This is a genomic window from Gemmatimonadaceae bacterium (assembly GCA_016720905.1).
In the GTDB taxonomy this organism is placed as follows: domain Bacteria; phylum Gemmatimonadota; class Gemmatimonadetes; order Gemmatimonadales; family Gemmatimonadaceae; genus Gemmatimonas.
The window spans coordinates 1-22,753 of the sequence record JADKJT010000038.1; the positions used below are offsets into that span (position 1 = coordinate 1).

17 protein-coding genes are annotated in these 22,753 nt (G+C 63.5%); 10 read left to right on the forward strand and 7 right to left on the reverse strand.

The features are described 5' to 3' along the window. Positions 1-1,195 precede the first annotated feature (1,195 nt). The 6 genes from IPP90_23480 to IPP90_23505 all read left to right on the forward strand — a co-directional run bounded on the left by IPP90_23480 (position 1,196) and on the right by IPP90_23505 (position 10,436). Positions 1,196-1,879, forward strand: a complete 684-nt coding sequence (locus tag IPP90_23480) for a hypothetical protein (GenBank protein ID MBL0173593.1) — start codon at positions 1,196-1,198, stop codon at positions 1,877-1,879. Between the two features lie 8 nt (positions 1,880-1,887). Next, positions 1,888-2,625, forward strand: a complete 738-nt coding sequence (locus tag IPP90_23485; protein ID MBL0173594.1) for a hypothetical protein — start codon at positions 1,888-1,890, stop codon at positions 2,623-2,625. Further along, entirely contained in the window at positions 2,616-3,071 is a 456-nt protein-coding gene (locus IPP90_23490) for a hypothetical protein (GenBank protein MBL0173595.1), read from the forward strand. The genes IPP90_23485 and IPP90_23490 overlap by 10 nt, the downstream gene beginning before the upstream one ends. A 107-nt stretch (positions 3,072-3,178) precedes the next feature. Next, positions 3,179-4,183, forward strand: coding sequence for an Ig-like domain-containing protein (locus IPP90_23495; GenBank protein MBL0173596.1), 1,005 nt, complete (start codon positions 3,179-3,181; stop codon positions 4,181-4,183). Between the two features lies 1 nt (position 4,184). Beyond that, positions 4,185-8,285 (forward strand): CHAT domain-containing protein, encoded by a 4,101-nt coding sequence (locus IPP90_23500; GenBank protein ID MBL0173597.1) that lies wholly within the window; start codon positions 4,185-4,187, stop codon positions 8,283-8,285. A gap of 336 nt (positions 8,286-8,621) precedes the next feature. Beyond that, positions 8,622-10,436: a fibronectin type III domain-containing protein gene (locus IPP90_23505; protein ID MBL0173598.1), complete on the forward strand. Its 1,815-nt coding sequence runs from the start codon at positions 8,622-8,624 to the stop codon at positions 10,434-10,436. A gap of 242 nt (positions 10,437-10,678) precedes the next feature. On the opposite strand, the gene IPP90_23510 is transcribed toward IPP90_23505, so the two are convergent. Continuing rightward, a complete protein-coding gene (locus IPP90_23510; GenBank protein ID MBL0173599.1) occupies positions 10,679-12,640 on the reverse strand; it encodes a hypothetical protein in 1,962 nt (653 codons plus the stop codon). Between the two features lie 243 nt (positions 12,641-12,883). Here IPP90_23510 and IPP90_23515 point away from each other — a divergent pair, with 243 nt between their 5' ends. From IPP90_23515 to IPP90_23525, 3 genes are all read left to right on the forward strand, one after another. Then, positions 12,884-14,107 carry an aminotransferase class V-fold PLP-dependent enzyme gene (locus tag IPP90_23515; GenBank protein ID MBL0173600.1) on the forward strand — a complete coding sequence of 408 codons (1,224 nt, stop codon included), beginning with the start codon at positions 12,884-12,886 and terminating at the stop codon, positions 14,105-14,107. Between the two features lie 16 nt (positions 14,108-14,123). Further along, positions 14,124-14,786: a DUF4412 domain-containing protein gene (locus tag IPP90_23520; GenBank protein MBL0173601.1), complete on the forward strand. Its 663-nt coding sequence runs from the start codon at positions 14,124-14,126 to the stop codon at positions 14,784-14,786. Between the two features lie 184 nt (positions 14,787-14,970). After that, entirely contained in the window at positions 14,971-15,267 is a 297-nt protein-coding gene (locus IPP90_23525; protein MBL0173602.1) for a hypothetical protein, read from the forward strand. Positions 15,268-15,276: 9 nt separating this feature from the next. Here the strand turns inward: IPP90_23525 and IPP90_23530 are convergent, their stop codons facing one another. Both IPP90_23530 and IPP90_23535 read right to left on the reverse strand, forming a co-directional pair. Continuing rightward, positions 15,277-15,957: a CAAX prenyl protease-related protein gene (locus IPP90_23530; protein MBL0173603.1), complete on the reverse strand. Its 681-nt coding sequence runs from the start codon at positions 15,955-15,957 to the stop codon at positions 15,277-15,279. A gap of 22 nt (positions 15,958-15,979) precedes the next feature. After that, positions 15,980-16,294, reverse strand: a complete 315-nt coding sequence (locus IPP90_23535; GenBank protein MBL0173604.1) for a hypothetical protein — start codon at positions 16,292-16,294, stop codon at positions 15,980-15,982. A gap of 120 nt (positions 16,295-16,414) precedes the next feature. On the opposite strand from IPP90_23535, the gene IPP90_23540 reads away from it, so the two are divergent. Then, the gene (locus IPP90_23540; GenBank protein MBL0173605.1) at positions 16,415-17,164 is read left to right on the forward strand and encodes a DUF547 domain-containing protein; all 750 of its coding nucleotides are present in this window, start codon (positions 16,415-16,417) and stop codon (positions 17,162-17,164) included. Positions 17,165-17,492: 328 nt separating this feature from the next. Here the strand turns inward: IPP90_23540 and IPP90_23545 are convergent, their stop codons facing one another. The 4 genes from IPP90_23545 to IPP90_23560 form a co-directional block, all read right to left on the reverse strand. Beyond that, the gene (locus IPP90_23545) at positions 17,493-19,967 is read right to left on the reverse strand and encodes a DUF87 domain-containing protein (GenBank protein ID MBL0173606.1); all 2,475 of its coding nucleotides are present in this window, start codon (positions 19,965-19,967) and stop codon (positions 17,493-17,495) included. Further along, positions 19,964-20,518 (reverse strand): hypothetical protein, encoded by a 555-nt coding sequence (locus tag IPP90_23550; protein MBL0173607.1) that lies wholly within the window; start codon positions 20,516-20,518, stop codon positions 19,964-19,966. Before IPP90_23550 ends, IPP90_23545 begins: the two co-directional genes overlap by 4 nt. A gap of 53 nt (positions 20,519-20,571) precedes the next feature. After that, positions 20,572-22,356, reverse strand: a complete 1,785-nt coding sequence (locus IPP90_23555; protein ID MBL0173608.1) for a serine/threonine protein kinase — start codon at positions 22,354-22,356, stop codon at positions 20,572-20,574. A 77-nt stretch (positions 22,357-22,433) separates the two neighbouring features. Beyond that, positions 22,434-22,613: a hypothetical protein gene (locus tag IPP90_23560; GenBank protein ID MBL0173609.1), complete on the reverse strand. Its 180-nt coding sequence runs from the start codon at positions 22,611-22,613 to the stop codon at positions 22,434-22,436. Positions 22,614-22,753 lie beyond the last annotated feature (140 nt).

The window sequence follows — 22,753 nt, forward strand, 5'->3', positions numbered from 1 at the left end:
AACAGGGCGACTTTCCCGTCTCCGGGAGCTCCCAGAAGGTGCTACTGCACAACGTTGGGGACTGGAGCGACTGGGACTGGTATCTGCAGCCAAGATCGTTCTGGAAGTCGCTAGACTTGAGTAGCTCGTGGGAACTCGACTTTGATATCGCACCCCACGCGACGTCCTTTGACTTCCCATTCGGCAAAGTGAGATTGAGCGCGTTTGCCGCAGGAACTGGGACAGCGGTGTTTCACCATCAAGAGGATACCACATGGAAGAGCATCATGAGCCCGTCAGGCCTTCCAAACGGCATCTTTGTGAGACCCGGGGCGCTCAATACGGCAAATGCTGAAATTGCGTCAGCATCGCTGAAAGGGGGCGTGCGCATCAGGGTGAAGGCGGCGTGGTTTTCCTGGACCGATGAATGGTCCCTTCCTTCCCTCAGTGGGAGCGGATCGCCCAAGTGGTCTGCGAGTCGCGAGACTGCAGCATTCCAGGTACTGGGAGCCGCGAAGGTCTCCAGTGCCGTTACGCTTACCCTGTGCGACTCCAAACCAGCCGCCATGACTCCAGCGTGGGTCAAGGAATCGGTGGGATCCCCGGTGGCGGCCCCTGACGACGACGCGGATGGTGACTTGATTGCGTTCGGGACCACAGTCTCCAAGGCAGTCGTTGACTCCTTCGTCGTCTGTCCCGCAGCGACTCCATCTGCAAGCGACCTTCAGACGCTGGACGCGATCCGGCGTGCCTACCTCGCGGACAAGGCGTCGAATCCGATTCTAGCGAAGCAGCGCGCGTGTACGTCATTGACGCCGTTCCTGCGCCGCTACCTCGCGCTTTGCCAAAAGGGGCCTCGAGGTGAATCTGTCCGGTCGACTCGGTACACCCGAGGTGAAGCGCGGTGCGAAATCTCAATTTAGGCGTGTTGCCGGCGGCTGCCCTGGCCTTGCTTTGTCGCAGCAGAATTCGGGGTAAGGCAGCACGTGTCGCATGCCCAATGCGATGCATTTGGTCTCGTGGATGCTAAGCCGGACGAATGCCTGAGCTCGCACGGAAGTACTGGCGTTCTCGACAACGCACCCTCGGAACGGTATCGTTTTTGGCGAGATAGGAAGTGAGTGCCCATGCCGACCGTCGGATCGGCAGCGTCGACTCCGAGTGATCTCCGACAAGACATTGACTCATGTGAGGGCGTACCTCACAGGAGCTCGAGATGCGTCACGCTGCACTTTTGGTGACCTCCGCCGCGATGGCTGTCCTGTTGCTCGTCGCGTGCCGCGATGAGTTGGCCGCCCCGGATCTTCGCACACCAGTGCCGACCACGCAGATGGCCGCGCAAGAACAGACGACGGCCAACCAAGACTTCTTCTTCTTGCCGCCGATGGCGCCGGATCCGCACGGCGTAGCCGGATTCGACGAAGGCAAGTTCGATGGGTCGTTGCAACCGCGTGTTGAAGTGTGCGCACTCACCGGTGCCGAGTGCGCGACCGCACAACCCGCCGGCTTCCCCATTGTGTTCACGATGGATGGTGCGGGGCCGGCTCGACTGCGGGTCGATCTGTCGAATGAGTCGTACCACGTCAATTGGCAGACGAGGCAACCAAGAGTCAGCAGTGCCGTCAACTACCGGATTCACGTAAAGGTGGCGGGCACTGTGTTGGGGCAGGTGGATGTTGATGTGATCGACTCGGGCGCCGAGAAGAAGGCCACCGAAAGTGCACGCTTTGTTGCGGTGGTCAACGGCAGCACGCTGCCCATCAAGTTCCGTATCGAACGGGGAGCCGTGTTTGTTGTGGGCACCGCGGGCGGCACGGTCAGCGCGCAGGAAGGTCGGGTCACGCTCACCATTCCGGTCCGGGCCGGACCCGATCGGCGTAACGGTCGCTCCATCGACTGAGGTTCCGATTGACGCGCGACTTCTCGACGGAACCCCTTGATCTCGGCCCCGCAGGCGCCTCGTTCGATCCGCCGGCCACGCTCTCAATCAAGTACGATGCCGCGGCATTGCCGAGCGGCGAGTATCCACGCTTGCACAAGGTGGTGAACGGCGCGTGGGTGCCGATCCCGGGATCGACGCACGACCAGATCAACCATGTCGTGAGCGCGCCTATCACGGGCTTCAGCACGTGGGGCGTGCTCGGGACCGGCCTGGACTTGACTGTGCATGTATCCGGCGGCGTTGGCGAGGTGCGCGTCGAGAGTGACGTGCCGCCTGATCCCTGTACATATCAGGAGTCTCCGTGCACGCGAAATGAGACGGCAGGAACCGCGCTTGAGCTCGTGGCAAGCCCGCTGACGCCTGATGCACGCTTCGAAGAGTGGACGGGTACGGGCACCGGGTTCTCATGCACGACGAACCCGCGCTGTCAGTTGGTGATGGATCAGGATCGCGAGGTTACCGCGCGTTTTTCGATGCCGGGGACTGTGACACTCGATCGGAGCACGGCCGCGTTCTCCATGACGCGTGGCGGCGCGTTGCCCGCTGCGCAGACGGCGACGATTACCAACACCGGTGGCCGAGCGTTGACGCTTGCGCCGGTCAGCGTAACTTACGCGCCGCTGGTGACCGGATGGCTCGACGTGCAGGTCGATCGGACCACCATCGATCCGCGGGGCTCGCAGGTACGCTCACCATGGCGGTGAAGCCGAACGCACTCTTCCCTGGCACATTTACGGCGAGGGTTGTCGTACGTGACGACGGGAGTCTCACCCTGCGCTTCGTTGACGTCACGATCACGGTGTCATCGGCGGGCGCCATCGTGACCGCGAATGGCGCGGGACGACGATTCGGCCCGCTGCCGATCATCACGTACGCGCTGGCAGATAATCAGACGGGCACCGACATCTACCCGCTCGCACCGGTCAGCGGTTTTGGCTTCCTCTTTGCCCTCTTCGATACCGGAACCGGTGTCGTGTACCTCAATAGCGAGCGACCGTACGACATCGTCGTACCGCCGTACACCGATCCGAACGGTGGGCTGCGCTGCCAGCTTCCCAACAGAATCACCGACGGCAACTTCTTTGGCTCTGACGCTGGCATTCTGAACGTCACCGGCCCGGTCACCGCTCGGTACGACTCAACGGACTAGGCGCCGTTGATCCGGTCACCCTCGGGGCACCGATCGGCTCTGGCAACGCGCAAGTTGAACTCACCGATATCGACGTCCAGCCTGCAACTGAGGACGCCAACCTTAACGTGACACTCATCGGCATGCCGGTCGCTCGCAGCATCGTGGCCAGCTTGGACTACACGCGGAGCGTGACGAGATCGGGGTGGAACTTCTACCGATTCACCGACGCGGGCGGTGTCGCACATGAACTCACGAGCGCCGCCAACAGCGGGCTTCCTGGATTCGTCAAGTTCAATTCCATCACGGCGCCCGACATCACCTTCTATCCGGCGGGTTCCGCGTCCGTTCCGGCCAGTTCGTTCGAACTCGACCTGGCCCGAGTTGGACCACCGGGCGAGCGTTTCGTGCTCACGAACCTCGCCTTCCGCCACCAGGGCTATTTCGTATCTGATGCTGATCCGGTAACAGCACCAACCCTGCCATACCTGTTCGATACGGGGACAAACATTACCATCGTCGGCGACCAGATCGCGGGAATGCTGCATCTGGTGGCTGGCGGCGGCTCGTTCAATTGTCTTGGCGGTACCAGCAACGGCTATGTGCTGGATGCGATCACGGCGGTCGCTGCCGGCGGCGCGTACGTCGTCAACAGCGCAAACGTCTGCTGGCAGCAGAATGCAATCCTCGACGGCGGGGCCAGGTTCAGCGCCGTCATCGGCTCTAACCTGTTTGATCAGGTGCGCATTGTCCTCGACGGGCCGCGCAACAAGCTGGGCGTCGGTCCCGTCGCGCCATCGCCGGTGTTCTGGCAGCCGGCGCCTCGGAACTACTGCACGACGACGGGCGGACCTGTCGTCGTCTCCTTGGCGGTGTCGATCGCGGATCCCAACCTCACTCTGGGACAGCAGATCCAAGCCACCGCCGTTGCGACCGACAACCTCGGCAGCGACTTCGCGCTCCCGGCGATCTGGTCCAGCAGCAACACTGCGGTCGCGACCGTCTCCGCGAACGGTCTCGTTACCGCAGTGGGACCCGGATTCGCGGCCATTGTCGCACACGCGGCAGGGCTGACCGCCGCAGCCCAGGTGTCCGTGGGAACCGTCGAGGGTAGCCACCAGCCGAGCAAGTGATATGTCGCGTCGAGGCGAATCCATGATGGTGCGCACGCTGATTCCGTGCGCGGTGCTGTGCATCGCAACGCCGTTGACCACGCGCGTCACGGTCGAGGCGCAGGAGTCGCGCATGGTCGCGCCCGTGACGCAGGGAGTCGTCTCGCTGGGCCAGACCGTTCGCGGCACACTCGCGTCGCCGTCGCCCCACGCGTGGGGGCTTGTCGCAATGAAGGGTGAGTATGTCGAGGTCGAGCTATTGCCAAAGGGCGATCATCTGCGAATGCGAATACTCACGCCGGACGGCGTGGTGCGACGTGTGCTCGATCCAGTGCGAATCGCTCAGGGTAAGCGTTCAGTGCGTTGGATCGCAGAGGCCGCAGGGCAGTGGGCGCTGGAAATCGGACTCACCGATGGCGCGAATACCGCATCGTACGAGCTCCGCTGGGCGATCCGTCGCGCGCCGACCGACGCTGATCGCGCCGTAAGCGCTGCCGATAGCATCAACGATCTCGCGACGCGACTCGCGCGGCTGCCGCGCGACAGCGTGTCGGTGACGCTCCTCCGCCGTGCGCTCGAACTCCGCGAGTCCGCGTTGGGGGTCAGTGATGTGGAAGTCGCCGCGACCCTGCAGGAACTTGCTCAGCTCCTGGCGGGCAGGGCGCGTTACGCGGAGGCGGAATCGCTTGCACTTCGCGCACTCACCATTCGACAAGAGCAACTCGGACCCGAGAACCTCGCCGTCGCAAGAAGTCTGAACCAGTTAGCGAGTCTCAGTGAGCGGTCGCGCCTGCCACTGGCTGATTCGCTGTACCGCGGGTCGCTCGCGATGAGCCAGAGGCTACTGGGCCGCGAGCATCGCGACAACATCCTTACGTTGGCCAATCTGGGCGCGGTGCTCATTCGGCGCCGTGGGTACGTCGATGCCGACTCCACGCTGCGTCTGGCAGTGGCTATCGCCGAGCGGACGTTCGGCATCGACAACGGACGCACGTATACGCCCCTCTTCAACCTCGCGTTCCTGTACAAGGAGCAAGGACGCGCGGATGAGGCGGCGCCGCTTTACGCGCGGTTGATTTCAATGCGCGAGAAAGAGCTTGGCGCAGACCACCTCGACGTTGCACGATTGGTGACTGACCTTGCGGGCATGTTCGAACGCCAGGGACGCTATACCGACGCGGAATTGCAGCGACGTCGTGCACTGGCCGCGTTTGAAAAGGCGAACCGCGGTCCCGATACCAACGTGGCCTACTGTCTCGCGGCACTCGGCTGGAACCTGTACTTGCAGGGCCGCTATGCCGAGGCCGAGTCGATCCAGCGTAGCGCAATGGCTATGTGGGAAGCCACCGTTGGCCCTGACCACATCTCCGGGAGCTATACCCTTCAGAATCTTGCCATTCTTCTGGGCTCTCAAGGACGATATGCTGACGCCGAGCGTCTGCACCGACGTGCTCTTAGCATCAAGGAGAAGGCGCTTGGACTCGAACATCCCGAAGTGGCAGGAAGTCTGAATGACCTTGGCGTGCTGTTTTGGCGTTCGGCGCGTAGCGGTGAGGCTGAGCCGCTATTCCGGCGGAGTCTCGCAATTCGCGAGAATCGGTTCGGAGCTGAACATCGAGTCGTTGCGGAGAACCTCAACAACTTGGGGTTACTGTTGGTTGGTCAGGCTCGCTACGCCGAGGCGGAGCCACTTTTTCGTCGGGCTCTTGAGATAAAGGAGAAGGCCGACGGCCGAGAGCACTTAGCGTCTGCGACGACGCTGGGCAACCTCGGTCACTTATACGCACTGCAGCGCCGATTTGACGAGGCGGAGCCGCTGCTGCGCCGTGCGCTTGCCATCGAAGAGAGGGCGCTGGGTCGCGACCATCCGGAATTGCAGCCGGCCCTTTTCAGCCTCGGCTACATGCTGATCAACCGGCGACGGTACGCTGAAGCGGAATCCACTTTTCGCCGGGCCATCTCCGTCGGTCGTAATGCGAAGGATGCAATAGACAAGCAATACACCATCGCCGACGTGTACATGGTACAGGGCCGATTTTCGGAGGCCGAACCGATCTATCTGCGTGCGCTAGCCGCTCGAGAGCTGACTTTCGGTCCAACGAGCCCACGAACCGCTTCAGCTTTGGTCGACGTTGCGCGGAGTGCTTTTCAGGCGAGGCGGGCGGCGGTGAGTGCGTTGACACGGCTCAACAGGGCCGTCACCATCTTTGACGCTGCCCCTACCGGCACTTTCAACCCCATCGAACGAATCCGGGCGTACTCGTGGAGAGCGCGGATCCGCAAGGCGAGTGGCGATCGCGCGCGGGCCCTCACCGATCTCGCTGAGGCGATCCGTTCGGTTGAGGAACTACGTCCGCAGGTTGGCGGTAGCGAGGAAACCCGCGCGATCTTCTTTGGCCGATATACTGAACTTTTTGAGTTAATGATCACGTGGAGGCTTGAGTCGCGTGATGTTGGCGCGGCGCTCGAATACGCCGAACGGGGTCGGGCCCGAGTCCTGCTCGATCAACTGGCCGCCGGCAAGATCGATCTGCGTCAGAGCATACCGTCGGACGTGCGCATTCCCCTCGAAGCCCGTGAGTCGAACGCCCGGGCGCGGTTGGCCGAGTATCAGGAACGCGTCACTCGGCTCGCGGCGCGCACGGACATACTCCAGGACGAACGGAACCGTCAGAGCGCCGTCGCCACCGATTCGCTTCGCGCTGCCGAACGTGACGTACGCTCAGTGTACGACGATATCAAGAACGCCAGTGCATTGTGGCGTGACCTGATTACGTCGGGTGGTCAACCGGTCCCACTCGCCACGATCCAGCGGGGCCTGGTGCCTCAGCGCAGCCTACTGGCGCTGTACCAGATCGGTGAGGAGCGCAGCTTCCTCTTCCTCGTGCCAGCCGTCGGTGCGCCTTCGGTGGTCAACTTGCAAGTCACTGCTGCCGACGCGAGTACGCTCGGCGTGCGACCGGGTGCTCTCACCGTTGCCGCACTCGAGCAGGCACTCGGCGCGCCCAAGGCAGGTGGTGCAGCAGGAATCGCCGCTGTGTTAGGGCAGGCACCGCGCGGCGCGGTGAGCGCGGCAGCTGCGCGCTCGTCCGTGCAGCAGCTACATGCGCTGCGGCGCATTCTCATGCCGGATTCAGTCTGGAATCGGATTCGTGGTGTCGAGCAGGTGGTACTCATACCGGGTCGCGGGCTCTACCAGTTGCCGTTCGAGGCACTTGTCGTGACGGTGGGCTCCACGGATGCGGAGACGCGCTATTGGTTGGATGACGGCCCGGCCATTCGCTACGCGGCATCGGCCACCACTTTGTACAATCTCGAACAGCGACCGAGGGCTCGGGTTGTTGCGGCCGCCGGTCACAAAGCGGTGGTGAGCCTTTCGGCGCCCATCTTTGATGGTGCTACGTCATCCTCGTCACTGGTGGGTGCCACGGCACGGACCGATTCCGTCAAGTTGGTGGTTGATGCGCGTGGAGCATCGCCAGTCACGCGATCCAGTTTTGTCGACGGCGGCGGCATTCTGGCGCCACTTCCCGGCACGGCATCGGAAACGGACGCCATCCGAGCAGCGTTTGGCGTGTCGCCGTCATCGGGCGGAGTGGTTGCGCTGCAAGGTCGCGAGGCGACGGAGGCCAATCTTCGCCCGGCCCTCCTTGGCACGCGCTTCATTCATCTGGCCACTCACGGACTTGTCGACGAAAGCCGCGGAGCGCTGTTCGCGGCACTGGCCCTGACGCCGCCAGCGACGGCCACGGCCAGTGACGATGGATTTCTGCAGCTGCACGAGATCTACCAGCTGCGATTGCCGGAAGCAGAACTCGCGGTATTGTCGGCGTGCGCCACGAATGTCGGTTCCACGATCGACAGCGAGGGTGTGTTCGCGCTGTCGCGTGGTTTCCTGGCCGCCGGTGCACGACGCGTGATCGCGAGTCAGTGGGCCGTTGACGATCGATCGACTGCGGACTTGATGGGTGGATTTTTCCGTACGATAGCGGCGGCGGAGCAAGGCGGCAGCGCCGTCGACTACACACGAGCACTTCGTGATGCGAAGCGTGCGCTGCGACGGGACCCGAAGTGGGCGAATCCCTATTTCTGGGCGCCATTTATCCTCACAGGAGCGCGATAGCCACAAGCCGTCGTGTAGGTGCCAACGGCGTGTTTTCAAAACATCATGCATTCGTGAGAGTCTTGTAATAGTCGCGTAACCTGTCCTTAAGACAGACGTTTCAGTTTCTTGGTGCACCGCTTGAACGCAGCGCAGACCCGTTTTCCTCCACCTGTTCGCAGTGTCCTCTCATCAGTGGCTGAGATCATGCACAAAGTGTCCGTCATCTTTCTGGTTGCGATCCTTGGGGTGCCTGTCTCGACTCTCCGCAGTCAGACGTGCGATGTTACGGTGAACGCCTCAGTCGGCGGTACGGCATCGGTGACGAAAGGCGGAGCCACAGGCGCATGCGGTCGAATGATTTGGGTCAAGGCTGAGCGCGCCGCCTACCACTACTTCACGGGATGGACGCTGGAAACGTCGGCTGGCGTCTCTGGTCCATCGGCTGCGTGGGGATTTCAGGAATCGGACTCGTTTACGGTCAACACAGCGACACGGATCACACCATCATTCCGTGCCGCCTCGCCATGCAAACGGAGCGCGGTGCTCGAACGTATTAACTTCGAACGCGGCAAGCCCACCGCCGCGAATCCCTCGGGCCTTCCGGCGCTCTTTGCGGACCGACGACTGATTGTGGCGGCGGATTCGCACAGCATCTACATGGCACGCACCGCTCTGCTTACGCACATCCAAGAGTTGAATGCCTCAACCAGCACGTTCTTCACCGGCCCTATGTTCTCGGATCGCATCAAACGGCAAGGTGCCACGACCGGCACCGGCACTACTGAAGTTGCAGCCTCCATGGTGACTTCGGATGGTGTAACGATTGCCGAGATGTGGTTGAACAGCATGTCGCCGGATCCGACGTCGCATCGCAGTCTGCTCATGTCCGCCGTGGGCCATGTGGGTGTTGGCGAAATGGGCGGTTACTGGACGTTTGTGAGCGCGCCGCAAGCAGTCACCGACCCTGGTGATCACTGTCTGGATACGCAGGCAACGGTAGCGCCGGCAGCACCGCTGGCGCCCAACGGTCTCACGGCCAGTTGGAGCGTGAACTTCAAGGCCGAGTTGTCGTGGACGGACGTCGCGTCAACCGAACGGGGTTACCTCGTTGAGCGCTGTGCCGGTGCCGGCGGCAGCGGTTTTGCGCAGATCGATTCGGTGAGCGCCAATATCAACGCGTACCAGAACGGTGGCCTCGCGGCATCCACCAGCTATTCCTACCGAGTGCGTGCGACCAATGCCGGCGGTCGCTCAAACTATTCCAACGTCGCGACCATCGTGACCACGGCATTGCCTCCCACGGCACCGAGTGGACTTACCGCTAGTCTGAGCTCCAGCGCCGTGGCCGCCTTGTCGTGGGTGGATGCAGCGACCACGGAAACAGGGTTTCTCGTAGAGCGTTGCGCCGGTGCGGGCTGCAGCAGTTTTGCTCAGATCGATTCGGTGGGCGCCAACATCAGCGCGTACCAGAACGTCACCCTTGCCACATCCACCAGCTACTCCTACCGGGTGCGCGCGACCAATGCCGGCAGTCGCTCCGGGTACTCCAACATCACGACCATCGTCACTGTAGCACCGCCGCCTGCGGCGCCAAGTGGCCTCAACGCACTATCGAGTTGTTCTGGTGGCCAGTGCAGCAGCGGACGTATTGATCTGACCTGGACCGACAATGCGTTGAACGAAGAGACCTACCGCATCGTGCGCTGCGAAGGAGCCGCCTGCACCAATTTTGCGGAAATCGGCTCGGTGGGCAACAATATCGCCAGCTTCACGGACCGGACGGTGGCCGTCGGTGTCAGCTACAGTTACCGCGTTGCGGCGTGTCGAAGCGGTGGCGGGTGCTCGAGCCCATCGAACTCCGCATCGACCAGCGTGAGCGCCGGAAAGCCGGCGGCGCCTACTGCCCTCGTCATCACAACAGTGTCGCGCACGCAAATCAACCTGTCGTGGACCGACACCGCTAACAACGAGACCTCTTTCCGCATCGACCGCTGTACGGGTCCCGGGTGTACCTCGTTCACGGAGATCGCCAGTGTCGGGGCGAATATGACGAGCTACCAAAACTCCGGGCTGCTGGCTGGTACCAGCTATACGTACCGTGTTCGCGCGGTGAACGGAGCTGGTGGGTCGAGTTTCACGAACGCCGCGACCAGCAAAACAACACCCTAGTCGATGGCCAGCTTCCGGTCGACACGTTCTCCCTGTGATTGTCGGACCCGTTGTTCGCAGCTTTTAAAGGTATTGCTGGATCAAAACAGCTGGACGCTGAGGTCGTCGTGACCACTGGCAGACCTTCACCAGAGGACACGGTGAGCATTTCCAGAACGCGCGTTTGGGCTTCGCAAGGCAGTTGTACGTTTACGCAAGTGTTCTAGGATCCCTGGAGTGCGGTGACAACCTGCTTTAGGTCGCTACGGAGTCTTCAGGGTCGTTAACCCCACATCATCCAGCAGAATGGCGCCGACTTTCGCGCGATCGAACACCAGTCGAATCGTCCGCAGCGTGCCCGGATCGAACGTGGCGTTGGCCTTGGTGAATGACGCCGTGGGCAGCACATAAGTCTGCATCACCGGCTCGGACAGCGTGGGGAACTGCGTCTTGTCGCGGCCGCGTCGGCGATAGATGTACGCGTCCAACGGAATGCGCACCGCGCCGAAATCCGACAACGGCAGGCGCACGGTATGCCCCGCGGCATCTTCCAACTCCACGCTGACATCGGTCGGGTGCTTGGTGGTGTCCTTGGGTGTTGGCTTGGGCTTTGGCGGCGCCTTCTTCTTGGCTGCCGGTTTGCCAGTGCTGTCCTTGCTGGCGGTGCTGTCACGCTTGGTGGTGTCCCTGGGCAGTTTGCGCGGCCCCGGTGTCTGCGTGGTTGCGCCAACGGTAAGGAGCAGGGCGCTGGAGGCGTCAGGGTGCCATGCCGCACGGAGTGAATCCGGCACAGTGAAGCTCACGCGCGCCGGGGTGCGCGGCGTCGTCGTGTCCTTGCCCACGGGCGTGTTGTTCCAGCCCAGCGTCACGACATTGCTGCGAAACGTCGAACCGCGTGAACGCACGGGCACGTCGTTCTCCTTCCAGGTGGAGAGTGACTCAGCTGCAATCCGCACGCCGGGCGCAGTTCCGGTGGTGAGGTCGACATCCTCTTCGAAGGTGGCCAGATACTTCGTGTTCGCATCGCCGTAGCGGTTCATGTACATCGTGGGCGGCAACCAGTCGCCGGCGGCGCGGTGGTCGCGAAACATCACCTGATACTCGGTGCGGTCGCGCAGCACGGTTTCCAGGAATCCACTGATCACCACGCGTCCGAACTGGCGTTGCTGCTCGCCCGGAATGAGCGCCTTCAACTGCAGACTGCGGTCGGAAAAGAACCCGTTGTCCTTGTTGTTCCAGACGGTGTTCCATTGCCCGTGGTTGGCACGGTACATGAAGATGGCGCTCTTGAACTGCGGTCCGGGCTTCGTGTACTTGATGCGATTGTACTGCATCAGCCCCTGGAACGTCGACACGTCACCATCGTGCGAACCGTGGATGACGAGGTAGCTGTAGTCGGACAGCGGCGTGGGGCGTTCGGTGGGCAGGTACTGCCCGTCCACGGGGGCGATGGCGACGAGGCCCTTGATGTCGAAATTGAAATCGAACTTCTGGTTCGCGTCATCGGGATAGTACGGCAGGCGATTGAACGCGCCGGCCACGGCCACGGCTTCACCGCCACGCGAATGACCCATGAGGGCGATGCGCGTCATGTCGATCTTGTGATGGAGCGGCTTCCCCGCCGAGTCGTTCAGGGCGCGGAACACCTCGAGATGCTTGAGCAGCATCCAGCCGCGCGCATCGTTCTCGCCGCGAATGCCGCCGTTGAGGAAGTTCTCGTCAATGGACGCCAGGATGAATCCGCGGGAGGCGAGGAGTTCGCCCAGCCACTGATACCCTGGATCGGAATACTCCTCCATGCTGTGGTTGCCGTGCACCACCAGCACCAGCGGGAAGGGACCGTCGCCGTCGGGATACCAGACCCGCGCATTGAGCGGGAACTTCGTGTTGTCGTAGCCCCAGTACTTCTTGCGCGACTTGGCCTGCGCCGGCTCCATGCGGGCGAAGGGCGAGGCATCAACCGTCCCGGTGCGGTAGGTGGCCGAATCGCGGAATTCGGGCCGCCGCGAATTGCCGGCAGCGCCATAGTACAGTTTCCGCACTGCGAGCGAGCCCGGGACGCCGGGGTTGGGGGCGGTGATGGTCCGATGGGCCAACACGCGATCGGCATCGCTGGGTACGAGGGTCAGCGGCTGCGTGCAACCGGCCAGTACGCCTATCGAGAGGCTGGAGAGCAGCAGCGGACGGCGGAGCGCGGACCAACCGGCTCGACGCAGGGACGCCACAGGGGAAAAAACAGAAAGGGTGGGCACGTGGGGACGTTACGGGCAAGAACGTTCTCCCGCCACGCTTCCGGGACGACTCCCCGTGGCGCATGTTTTGCCGCTATGGACAGACGCCATTTCGTTTCCGCGCTGGCCGGGGCCTCCGCCCTCCCCGGCCTTTCCTCCGTTCTGCCGCCGACCTTCGCCCCCGGGGCGATGCGCCGGTTACTGGACGCAGTCGACGTCGCGAAGAGCCGGGGGGCCATGCTTTTCGATCCCAACGCCCCCGCGTGGCGAGGGAACCCCGCGCAGGACGCCGCCTTCGCGGCCGACGAGGACTTCTGGGAGCCCGTCCAACGGGCGTTCGACCTCGATCGCACGTGGATCAACCTGAACAATGGGGGGTGCTCGCCGGCGCCCACCCATGTGCTCGATCAGATGATCCGCGATATCAAGTACTCGAACGAGTTGCCGGTCATCCAGATGTGGCGCGATCTCGAGCCACGCATCGAGGTGGTCCGCCGCGAACTGGCGCTCGAGTTCGGTTGTGACATCGAGGAAATGGCGATCACCCGCAACGCGTCCGAGGCACTGGAGACGCTCATCTTCGGTATCGACCTCAAGGCCGGTGACGAGGTGATTGTCAGCAACCAGAACTACGGACGCATGCTGAACGCCTGGCGTCAGCGCGAGCGGCGCGAAGGCATTGTGGTGAAGGAAATCTCCTTTCCCGTTCCCTCGACATCCGCGCAAGCCATCGTCGACCGTTTCGCCGCCGCCATCACCCCTCGCACGCGGGTGATGGAGATTACGCACATCACGAACCTCACCGGCCAGATCCTGCCGGTGAAGGAGATCGTGGCGATGGCGCGCGCCAAGAATATCGAAGTGTTCATCGATGGGGCGCATGCGTTTGCACAGTTTCCGTTCACGCGCGACGATCTGGGGGCGGACTACTACGGCACCAGTCTGCACAAGTGGCTGCTGGCGCCCATCGGCACGGGCTTCCTGTATGTGCGCAAGGCGAAGCAGAAGAGCATCTGGCCCTTGATGGCCGCCACACCGGCGCAGGACAACGATGTCCGCAAGTTCGAGGAAATCGGCACGCATCCGGCGGCCAATCACAATGCCATCGGCGTCGCGCTCACCTTCCATCGCGCGCTCGGCGCGGGACGGAAGTTCGCTCGTTTGACGTATCTGCGCGATCGCTGGGCCAAGCGCCTGCTGGCCGAAGGCAAGGGACGGGTGAAGATCCTGACGCCGATGGATTCGCCCATGGGCGGTGGCATCGGTTTCTTCAACGTGGACGGGCTCGATCCCTCCAAGCTGGGCAACTGGCTGATGGGACAGCATCGCGTCGTGCAAACGCCGATCACGCACGCCGAGTTCAGCGGCATCCGTGTGACGCCCAACGTGTATACCACGCTCGAGGAAATCGATCGTTTCGCGGAGTTGGTGCTGCGCGCGATGCGTACCGGCATCGCCTGACCGGGACGACCGACGCATGCTGAACGGGATTCGGTGGCGCCGCCTTGCCGCGTTTGTGGGGTGTGTCACCCCGCTGACGATCGGTGCGCAGTCGTTTGAAGGCGCGATCATGATTCGTGTCGTGGCCGGCGGCCGCAATGGTCCGGCCACCGCCGACTCGGTAGAGTACCTGAGCCGCGGCGGCAACGTGCGCATCAACATGATGTCGCCTGCCGGCGCGGTGTCCATTCTCGCGCTCGCGACGGAAGGGAAAACGTATGCAGTGCTGGCGACACAGCGCGCGTACATGGAGATGTCCGCCGGGGATGCGGCGGGCTCGGTGGCCGAGTCGGCCGGCGCGACAACGATTTCCAGATCCGGACGGAAGGAAACGATCGCGGGCTACGAGTGTGAGCATGTGCTCGTCGAGTCCAACGGGGCCACCGGTCCGCAGAAGACCGATATGTGCCTGACCAAGGCATTGGGACCATACGTCAATCCCGTGTCGGGACTCGCGGGCGCGCGATTGACGCCGTGGCAGCGTCAGCTGGCATCCGAGGGTGGTTTCCCGCTCAAGGTCACGCTGTCAGACGGGTCGGTGGCACTTGAGGTGACCAGAATCCAGAAGCGTCGCGTGAGCGATACACTGTTCCGCATCCCGGCGGACTTCAGCAAGATGGAGATGCCGAAGCGCCCGTAGGTTCCATGGTTCCCTTGTTCCATCCGTGGCAGAACGACACAGCATTGCCCTGGCGTGGTGCAACACCACGGGACGGGGCTGAAACCTCCGTCCCGTCGTCACGTTAGGGCATACAGATGCGCGGTGCCTCCGTCATGCAGACGCGGCCTCGCACCGCCCCCTGTAACTGTCGGAGGACTTTCTCATGATCGCGTTCATTCTGTCATTCGCCATCGCATCGGCCGTCGCCATCGTGCTGCATGGCGCCGCGCGCCGTTTCGTGCGTAACCGGCTCCGCTATGTTGATGCCGTGCAGAAGGCCATCGTGCCGTGGGCTGCAGGTGGCGCGGCGTTTCTTCTGGGTGCGCTGATTGTCCCCGTGTTGCCGCTGGTCGGCCTTGGAACAGCGCTTACTGCGGCGCTTGCAGTGGGCTCCGGGGTTGCGGCTGGCGCGAAAGACATTCGGCAGGGCATCTCACCGGTCGTGTACGGCGGTCGCTGAGGCCTTTCGCTACATCCAGTATTCGTACTTCCCGGTCGCAAACACGAACGCAGACAGCGCACCATTCGTGACGGCGTGCACCAGTACGATGTCACCGAGCGATTTGGTGCGCCAGAACCACCAGTTGTAGACCAGGCCGCACACCAGACCGACTTCCCAATAGGGGCCGTGCTCGACGGCGAAGAGCACCGAAGAGATCAGAAACGCCGTCGCGGTGTAGCGCCCCAACGGCACGGATTGCCAATCGGGGTTGACGATCCAGCGGGGCAACCATCCGCGCCAGAACAACTCCTCAAGAATCGGCACCAGCAAGGCGGCGCGCACGACGCGCAACGTCACCACCAGGGGATTGGCCAGATCGGCCGGCGCAATGGAGTTGGTGAGCGTTCCGGTCAGACCGTTCTGGAATAGCCAGTGACTCCGCCAACCCGGCACCAGCAGGTCTGGTGCAACCCACAGCGCGCACACCGCCAATCCAAGCGCTACACTGCCGAGCGCGTGTTGTACGCGCAGCGTGCGGATGATGGATCCGGAGGCGACCACGAGGACGGTGACCAGCACCGTGACGCGGAGGATTGACTCCCACGGCTGTCCAAACGGCAGCAGTGGAGCGGCGGCCAGCAGGGCCATGAAGACGGCAAAGGGCGCGACCCAGGCCAGCAGGGGATACCGCAGCAACAACGAACGCATTGGCAGGAAGGGAGCGGGGAGGTTACGTGTTGAACACGCCGTCGTAGTGTTCTCGCACGAGCATCGCCTGAGCGCCGGCGAAGTCCAGCAGGAGTACATCGCCCTCGCCGTGCACGATGCGCACGGTCATGGCGTGGGGTGCCGCAGGATTGTCGGTGTGCAGCAGGTCGCCTTCCACCCGATAGAGCAGCGCGATAATCTGATCCTTGCCGCCAACATCGACGTGGTAACGCATCTGTCCGTCACGGAGAAACTCCATGCGGACGCCCGGTGCGAAGTCGAGCGTGGGATCGGCGCGCATGAGGCGCCAGGTGCCGAGCAACCAAAGGGGAGCCATGAACAACGCTGCAGAGGGTCGGAGTCGCGCGTGCTGATATCTAATGCGCGGTCATCGGGTTGGCACACGTGGTCGCGCCTGCGCGGTCTGGTGCCCGCCGCGATGGGATTGGTCGCCCTGATGCTTGCCGCAGCAAGGCCGGCGCCCGCACAAACTCCCGTGGACCACCGGCGCTTCGACGTTCTCCTGCAACAGCACGTGGTCAACGGGTATGTCGACTATGACGCATTCGCCCGTGCGCCGGAATTCGCGCAATACCTGGCGTCGCTCGATCGGGTACGACCGGAAACGCTTGACGAGGACGAACGGCTGGCGTTCTGGCTCAACGTGTACAACGCCTTCACGATTCAGCTCATCGTCACGCACCATGAGACCGAATCGATCCGCCACATCAACAAGGCACTGGGCGTGCTGCAACTCAAGGGCCCCTGGAGCGAACCCATCGTCCGCGCGGCGGGACGGCGGCTGACGCTGGATGACGTCAATCATGGCATCATCCGCAAGGAGTTTGGCGAGCCGCGCATTCACTTTGCGCTGGTGTGCGCGGCCATGGGTTGCCCGCCGCTGCGCAGTGAAGCGTATACCGGCGCGCGTCTGGTCGATCAGCTCAACGATCAAAGCCGACGGTTCCTCCGGGAGTCACCCGCCAAGAACCGGTTCGAGCGACGCGTGTTGTTTCTGAGCCCCATCCTGACCGCTTACCGCACGGACTTTGGCCCGACCACACAGGACCTGAGCCGCGCGCTGGCCCCGTGGTTCGACGGCGCCGACAAGGACCTGATGATGAAGGGACGGGTATTCATTCGGGAAACCCCGTTTGACTGGACTTTGAACAGTCAGGCCAAAGCCAAGGCCCGCGGGCTGATGTGACGCCGAATGTGACGTTTCAGTTGTCTGTGTAGTCGCACAGAAGACTCGCTGCCGGGTCGCCGTTCCCGCCGCCGTGCCCGCGCCCTTTCAAGGGCCCAACCGGAGCCGCCCATGCATGACGAAACCCGTCGTCGCAGTGCCCGAGTTCACGCGCTTCGCCTTGATCGTGCCGCGATCGCCCAAGGTGGGATTGCCGCGACCATCACTTTTGTCGTGGCGTGGATTATTCAAGTCTGGTAGGGTGGGGCAAGACAGAAGACTGCAGACGGGAGACGGGAGACGCCGGCCAACTGGACGTCTCCCGTCTCCCGTCTCCTTTCTCCCGTCTTCACCGCCACGCGGCTGTCGTCACGCCGGCGCTGTCCCTCCCGTACGGCACCCACGCCAGCGCCACCAGCTGCACGTGCACGTCGCCGCTCTTGGCCTTGATCGGCAACCGGTCCAGCGTTTCCGACTGCGCGTCGTAGGACGCGCCGAGCGCGTCAATCTCCCCTTGAAGCTGCGCCTCGAGATCGGCGTACTGCTGTTGCAAGGCCTGCACGCTCTCATTGGCGCGCGACACATCGCTGCTTTGTTGCGCCGCGCGGCCCATGCCACGTGCCGCCGTTCCCACCTTGCTGACCGTGCCGACGCCAATCTTTCCGCGTCCGAACATCGCACCAAGAATGGCGCTGCCAACCGAGATCACCGTGTCCACCTTGGCCTGACTGGCCTGCGACTGCTCCCGCGCCACGGCCTGTTCCGCGCGGCGAATCCGCTCCTGCAGCGCCGAGAGTTTCGTCGCATACTTTCCGCGCAACGTTTCCACCTTTGCGTCTCGCCCCTCGCGCGACTGTACCTGCAGGCGAATACGGAAGTCGCGCTCGGTTTCCCCGACGTTTGACGTGCGTTTGAGCGCGGCGCTCTGCAGCAGCTCCACCTGTTCGTTGGTGACGACCCACTTCTGAAACGCCTTGCTCCACGCGGCGTAGCTCTTGGCGCTGGCGGCCGCCTTGGGAAGCGCGCCAAACACGGCGCCATCGCGTGGGCCGCGCTCCAATACCGAGGGGTCGAGATCGATCCGCTCGGCGCCGTCCCATTCCAGCGTGATCGGGCCGTCATCCATCGAACCGAGCAGTACGACACGTCGCTGTTCCGTCACGCCGTACTTCGCGCTGGCGAACGACACGTCGGCGACCGCGAGGATGGCGGGGTGGTAGCTGATGGCGTCCATCTGACTACGCGGCGGGATGAAGAACTGCGGCACGTCCGGTGGCAGCACGGGCGCATGTGAGGCCGGTGTCGCATCAAGCGACGACATGCTGCCGCCACTGTGTGCCGACACGCTGCTGCGCGCAGCACTTGTGGATGACGCATTCGCGGACGTTCCGCCGGACGCGGCCGTCGCGGCACCACCGCCGGACGCCGCGCTCAATTGCTTGATCTGCTCGCGCGTCATGGGTCCGGCGAGATACGACAGCGTCCACCGCGTCTCGAACGTGATGGGCGCCGGCTCGTGAACGCTGTGCATCAGGAAGACCCGTTTGCCCAGCCCCGCGATGGTCTGCTCCATCGCTGAGCGGTCGAAGGGCTGTCCGCCGGAAGCGCCTTCGAGTCCTTCCATCACCCGCATCTTGTCGCGCTCGGTCTGCAGGCGTCCGATAAACCAGGTGCCTGTATTGGAGAGACCGCGATAGTCGAGATCGACCGGATTCTGTGTGGCCAGCACCACGCCGAGGCCGTAGGCACGCGCCTGCTTCAGCAAAGTGAGCAGCAACGTCTTGCTGGGCGGGTTAGCCACCGGGGGCATGTACCCGAACAGTTCGTCGATGTAGAGGATCGCGCGCAGCGAACCGGTGCCCGGCTGCGCCCGCACCCACGCCAGAATGTCGGCCAGCAGCAGGGTCATGAAGAACATGCGTTCGGCGTCGCTGAGATGCGCGATGGAAATGATCGAGCCCTTGGGCTTGCCGTTGGCATCGTACAACAAATCAGCGGTGTTCAGCGGTTCGCCCTTGAGCCAATTCTGGAAGCCCGGCGCGGCCAGCAGATTGTTGAGCTTCATCGCGAACTCCATGCGATCCTTCGGTGGGAACACCGTGTCCAGCGGCATCACGCCCACCTGCGTGAACGGCGGTGATTGGATGCCACCGATCACGCCGGCCAGATCGAGATCGCGACCGTCGCTCCAGGCCGAGGCCAGCAAGTTGGCCAGCAGGATGTGTTCACGACTGGAGATCGGATCGGCATCGATTCCCAGCAGCGCCAGCACGCTGGTGGCCGTCGCGTCGACGCGTTCTCGCAGCGCTTCACTGTCGTCGCGAATGGCGGGCGGCGGCGCCACAAAGGCGCGCAACAACGACAGCGGTCGACCGGCGGTGCTCCCCGGCGTGTAGATCGTCACCTCGGCCGCATCGACGAGACGCTGGATGCGCGCGCCATCCTCACCCCACCCGGCCAACCCATCGCGCCACAGTGTCGCTTGCTTCTGGGCAAACTCGTCGGGCGACACGCCGGCATTCGCGGCCTGCTGCGGATCGACCCATGGTCGGAAGTCGGCCGCCGCCAGCGAAGGAAAGCGCAGCGCCAGATTGCCGAGATCGCCCTTGGGATCGATGGCAATGACCGGCACTTTGTCAATCAACGCTTCTTCCAGCAACCCGATGCCGAGTCCCGTCTTGCCACTGCCGGTCATGCCGATGATGACGGCATGCGTCGTCAGGTCCTTCGCGTCATACAGCACGAAGTCGTCCTGCCGCGCGCGCGACGCGAGATCGTACCGCTTGCCCAGGTAAAAGGCACCCAGCTTTTCAAAGTCCGTCATGGCGTGGTTCCAGGAGTGCGTGGGACGGTGCCGGTCCGTGCCGCGCGACGCAGGTCGTCGGCGTGTGCACGGAGATTATCCACTTCAAAGGGTTGCAGCAGCCGGTCGACCCCGTTCACACGCTTGGCCGACCGCGACAGCGAATCGCGTTGCCATTCGAGCTCAATGACGGTGCGCAGCGTGTCCGGCGCGGCCTTGTCACCGTATAGCGTTTGCAGGCGTTCTTCGCGCGCGGTGGCCAGGAAGCCAGACGAATCGAAGCGGAATTGGCGCGTGGCGCGGGCACTGTCGGTGAACAGCGAGATCTCGTCGATCTGGGTGATCCACGGACCATCGAGAATCGCGCGCCAGGTGGAGTGCGCGTCGGTGCCCTGCCACGTGCCTTCTCGCGTACCTGGACCGACGGCAGAGTCGGAGATGGGAGCACCCGCGGCTCCACTGGCCGAGTCACTGCGAGCCGTGTCGGCGCGGCTCCCGCAGGCGGCGGCAACCGCGGTTGACAGTACGAACAACGCGACCTGCAGCGGTCGTCGAAACAGCGTCTGGGTCATGAGGACAAACTGGCGGAACTCGCGAGGCGACGCCAGCCGACGGCGGGCGCGGGCTAGGTTGGCGTTGCCTGGTACAGGAGCCGACGCACATCCATGGCCGCGTCCACCCGGTGTTGAACGTCACGCACCTGCTCGAGGTCCGTGGTCAGGCCGCCGTCGGAACCCTCCATCGCCAGTCGGAGCACATCCAGGCGAAGCGACTCCAGAGCGGCCATTCCCGTCTGCATACGATGGCGAAGCGCCTCTCGATCGCGCCGGACTTGATCAAGCGCGCCGGCGCGCTTGTCAGAGTCGCGAACGATCAGTGCGTCCGCTTCGCGGGCGTCGATCTCCTGTCCGTGCGCGCGCAGCGCCGACACGCGAAGAGCAAGCGATCGGGCAATCGCATCGACATCGCCCAACGTGCCACGATGCGCGGCGGGAAGGGCGCCGACCGCTGACTGCACGGCGCGGACGATCAACGTTTCGGTCGGCGCGTCGACCAGCGAGATGCCGGATGACGGTTGGGCGCGCACCCGACCCATCAGGCGCGTCGCGAAGGCCGCGATCGGCGTCGTCACCCGCTCGCGAATCCAACGGGCACCTCCCGACACCGCCAGCACCGCACTGACTCCACGAGCGAGCAGGATCGGGGGAAGGGCGAGCGTGAGCACTTGCGCCAGTTCATCAACGAGCATCGGCACCGACCGGGATGTCATCCACCCTTCGAGAAAAGCGATCGAAAGGCCCAGCACGATTTGGGCCATCCCGCCCTGCGCCACGCGCACCCGATCGCCGGCGTGTTCCTCAACACGATCCTCTCCGGCCAATGCACGGATGACTTCGTCGGGGGCGTGCCCTCGTCGCATCAGTCGACGAATCTGGATCAAGGCTTCTCCGCCACGCAGACACGCTCCGGCAATCAACAGCAACACGACACTTTGTGTCATCCACACGAGGATGCCGCGGCCGATCGATCGGGGTGCCTCGCCGGCGATCATCAAAGCGCCGGACACCCCGATCATGACGCTCCACGTGAGGGCGATGCGGACGGCTCTGGCGGAGTCCCGTACTGCGAGGAATGCCGTCGCCAGCGGCTGCTCACGCACGTCGTCCTCGATGGCCAACAGAAACTGCCCGACGCTGGAATACCGATCGTCAGGCCTCTTCGCCAGGCACCGGTCAATGCTCCTGGTCAGGGCCAACGGCAGCGTGGGCGCGAAGGCGCGCACGGATGGTGCCACCTGCGCGGCGTGCTGGGCGACCAACGCCATTGCAGACGGCCCGTCAAACGGTGCGCGACCGGTGGCCGCGACAAACAGTGTCACTCCCAGCGCGTAGAGATCCGCTCGGCCATCAACGAATTCTCCGAGCGCTTGCTCTGGTGCCATATATCGCGCTGTTCCGGGAACCGTGCCGCCTACCGGCGTGATCGCCTGATCGACTGCCTGCGCGATACCGAAATCAGCGATGACATAGCGCCCGGTCGACGCATCGATGAGCAGATTTTCCGGCTTGATGTCGCGGTGCACCACGCCTCGTTGATGCGCGTACGACAGCGCCCATCCGACCTCACGCCCCAGTCGGCGCAGCTCCTCCGCGTCGAGTGGCCCGGTGCGCCGCAGACGATCGGCCAGTGTCTCGCCGCGCACATACGCCATGACGATCCATGCGAGGTCGTCGGCTTCCTCAACGGCGTGAATGGGCACGATGTGCGGATGGAAACACTGCGCCGCGATCCGCGCTTCGCGGAGGAAGCGCTCGCGCATGTCGCGACGGGCGGCCAACGCGGGTGCCAGGACCTTGATGGCCACCGGTCGCTCGAGCGCGACGTCGCGCGCGAGATAGACGATCCCCATGCCGCCGCGCCCGATCTCCCGTTCAAGCGAGAATCGGCCGGCGACGCACGCCTGCAGACGCAGAAAGACCGGGTCGATCAGAATTCGCGCTTCTTCATCACCTGAAAGATCTCTTCGGCCTCCGTGCCCGAGATGGGCTCCTTGCCGCCACGCGTGGCATCCAAGGTGGAGTCGAAGGACGCCTTGTTGGGTTTCTTCTGCTGGGCCGCCTTGGCGGCGGTCTTTCGGAGTAACGCCTGCAGCTGCGAGTCCTTCATGAACGCTCCGTTGATGGGTCAGATACGGTACGGTCGATGGGCCGCCCATTGACGTTGGGGCAAAGAGCTGGTGGTGTAAAGTGGGGCAAGGGCAGGGCTTTAAGACGGGAGACGGGAGACGGGAGACGGGAGACATCCAG

What these genes read in the sequence shown, in the direction of transcription:
- IPP90_23490 (MBL0173595.1), top strand. Translation starts at nt 2,616, where the DNA reads ATGGCGGTGAAGCCGAACGCACTCTTCCCTGGCACATTTACGGCGAGG.
- IPP90_23540 (MBL0173605.1), top strand. Translation starts at nt 16,415, where the DNA reads ATGCTTGCCGCAGCAAGGCCGGCGCCCGCACAAACTCCCGTGGACCAC.
- IPP90_23550 (MBL0173607.1), bottom strand. Translation starts at nt 20,518, where the DNA reads ATGACCCAGACGCTGTTTCGACGACCGCTGCAGGTCGCGTTGTTCGTA.
- IPP90_23500 (MBL0173597.1), top strand. Translation starts at nt 4,185, where the DNA reads ATGTCGCGTCGAGGCGAATCCATGATGGTGCGCACGCTGATTCCGTGC.
- IPP90_23560 (MBL0173609.1), bottom strand. Translation starts at nt 22,613, where the DNA reads ATGAAGGACTCGCAGCTGCAGGCGTTACTCCGAAAGACCGCCGCCAAG.
- IPP90_23555 (MBL0173608.1), bottom strand. Translation starts at nt 22,356, where the DNA reads ATGGGGATCGTCTATCTCGCGCGCGACGTCGCGCTCGAGCGACCGGTG.
- IPP90_23535 (MBL0173604.1), bottom strand. Translation starts at nt 16,294, where the DNA reads ATGGCTCCCCTTTGGTTGCTCGGCACCTGGCGCCTCATGCGCGCCGAT.
- IPP90_23525 (MBL0173602.1), top strand. Translation starts at nt 14,971, where the DNA reads ATGATCGCGTTCATTCTGTCATTCGCCATCGCATCGGCCGTCGCCATC.
- IPP90_23515 (MBL0173600.1), top strand. Translation starts at nt 12,884, where the DNA reads ATGCTTTTCGATCCCAACGCCCCCGCGTGGCGAGGGAACCCCGCGCAG.
- IPP90_23545 (MBL0173606.1), bottom strand. Translation starts at nt 19,967, where the DNA reads ATGACGGACTTTGAAAAGCTGGGTGCCTTTTACCTGGGCAAGCGGTAC.
- IPP90_23520 (MBL0173601.1), top strand. Translation starts at nt 14,124, where the DNA reads ATGCTGAACGGGATTCGGTGGCGCCGCCTTGCCGCGTTTGTGGGGTGT.
- IPP90_23480 (MBL0173593.1), top strand. Translation starts at nt 1,196, where the DNA reads ATGCGTCACGCTGCACTTTTGGTGACCTCCGCCGCGATGGCTGTCCTG.
- IPP90_23530 (MBL0173603.1), bottom strand. Translation starts at nt 15,957, where the DNA reads ATGCGTTCGTTGTTGCTGCGGTATCCCCTGCTGGCCTGGGTCGCGCCC.
- IPP90_23505 (MBL0173598.1), top strand. Translation starts at nt 8,622, where the DNA reads ATGATTTGGGTCAAGGCTGAGCGCGCCGCCTACCACTACTTCACGGGA.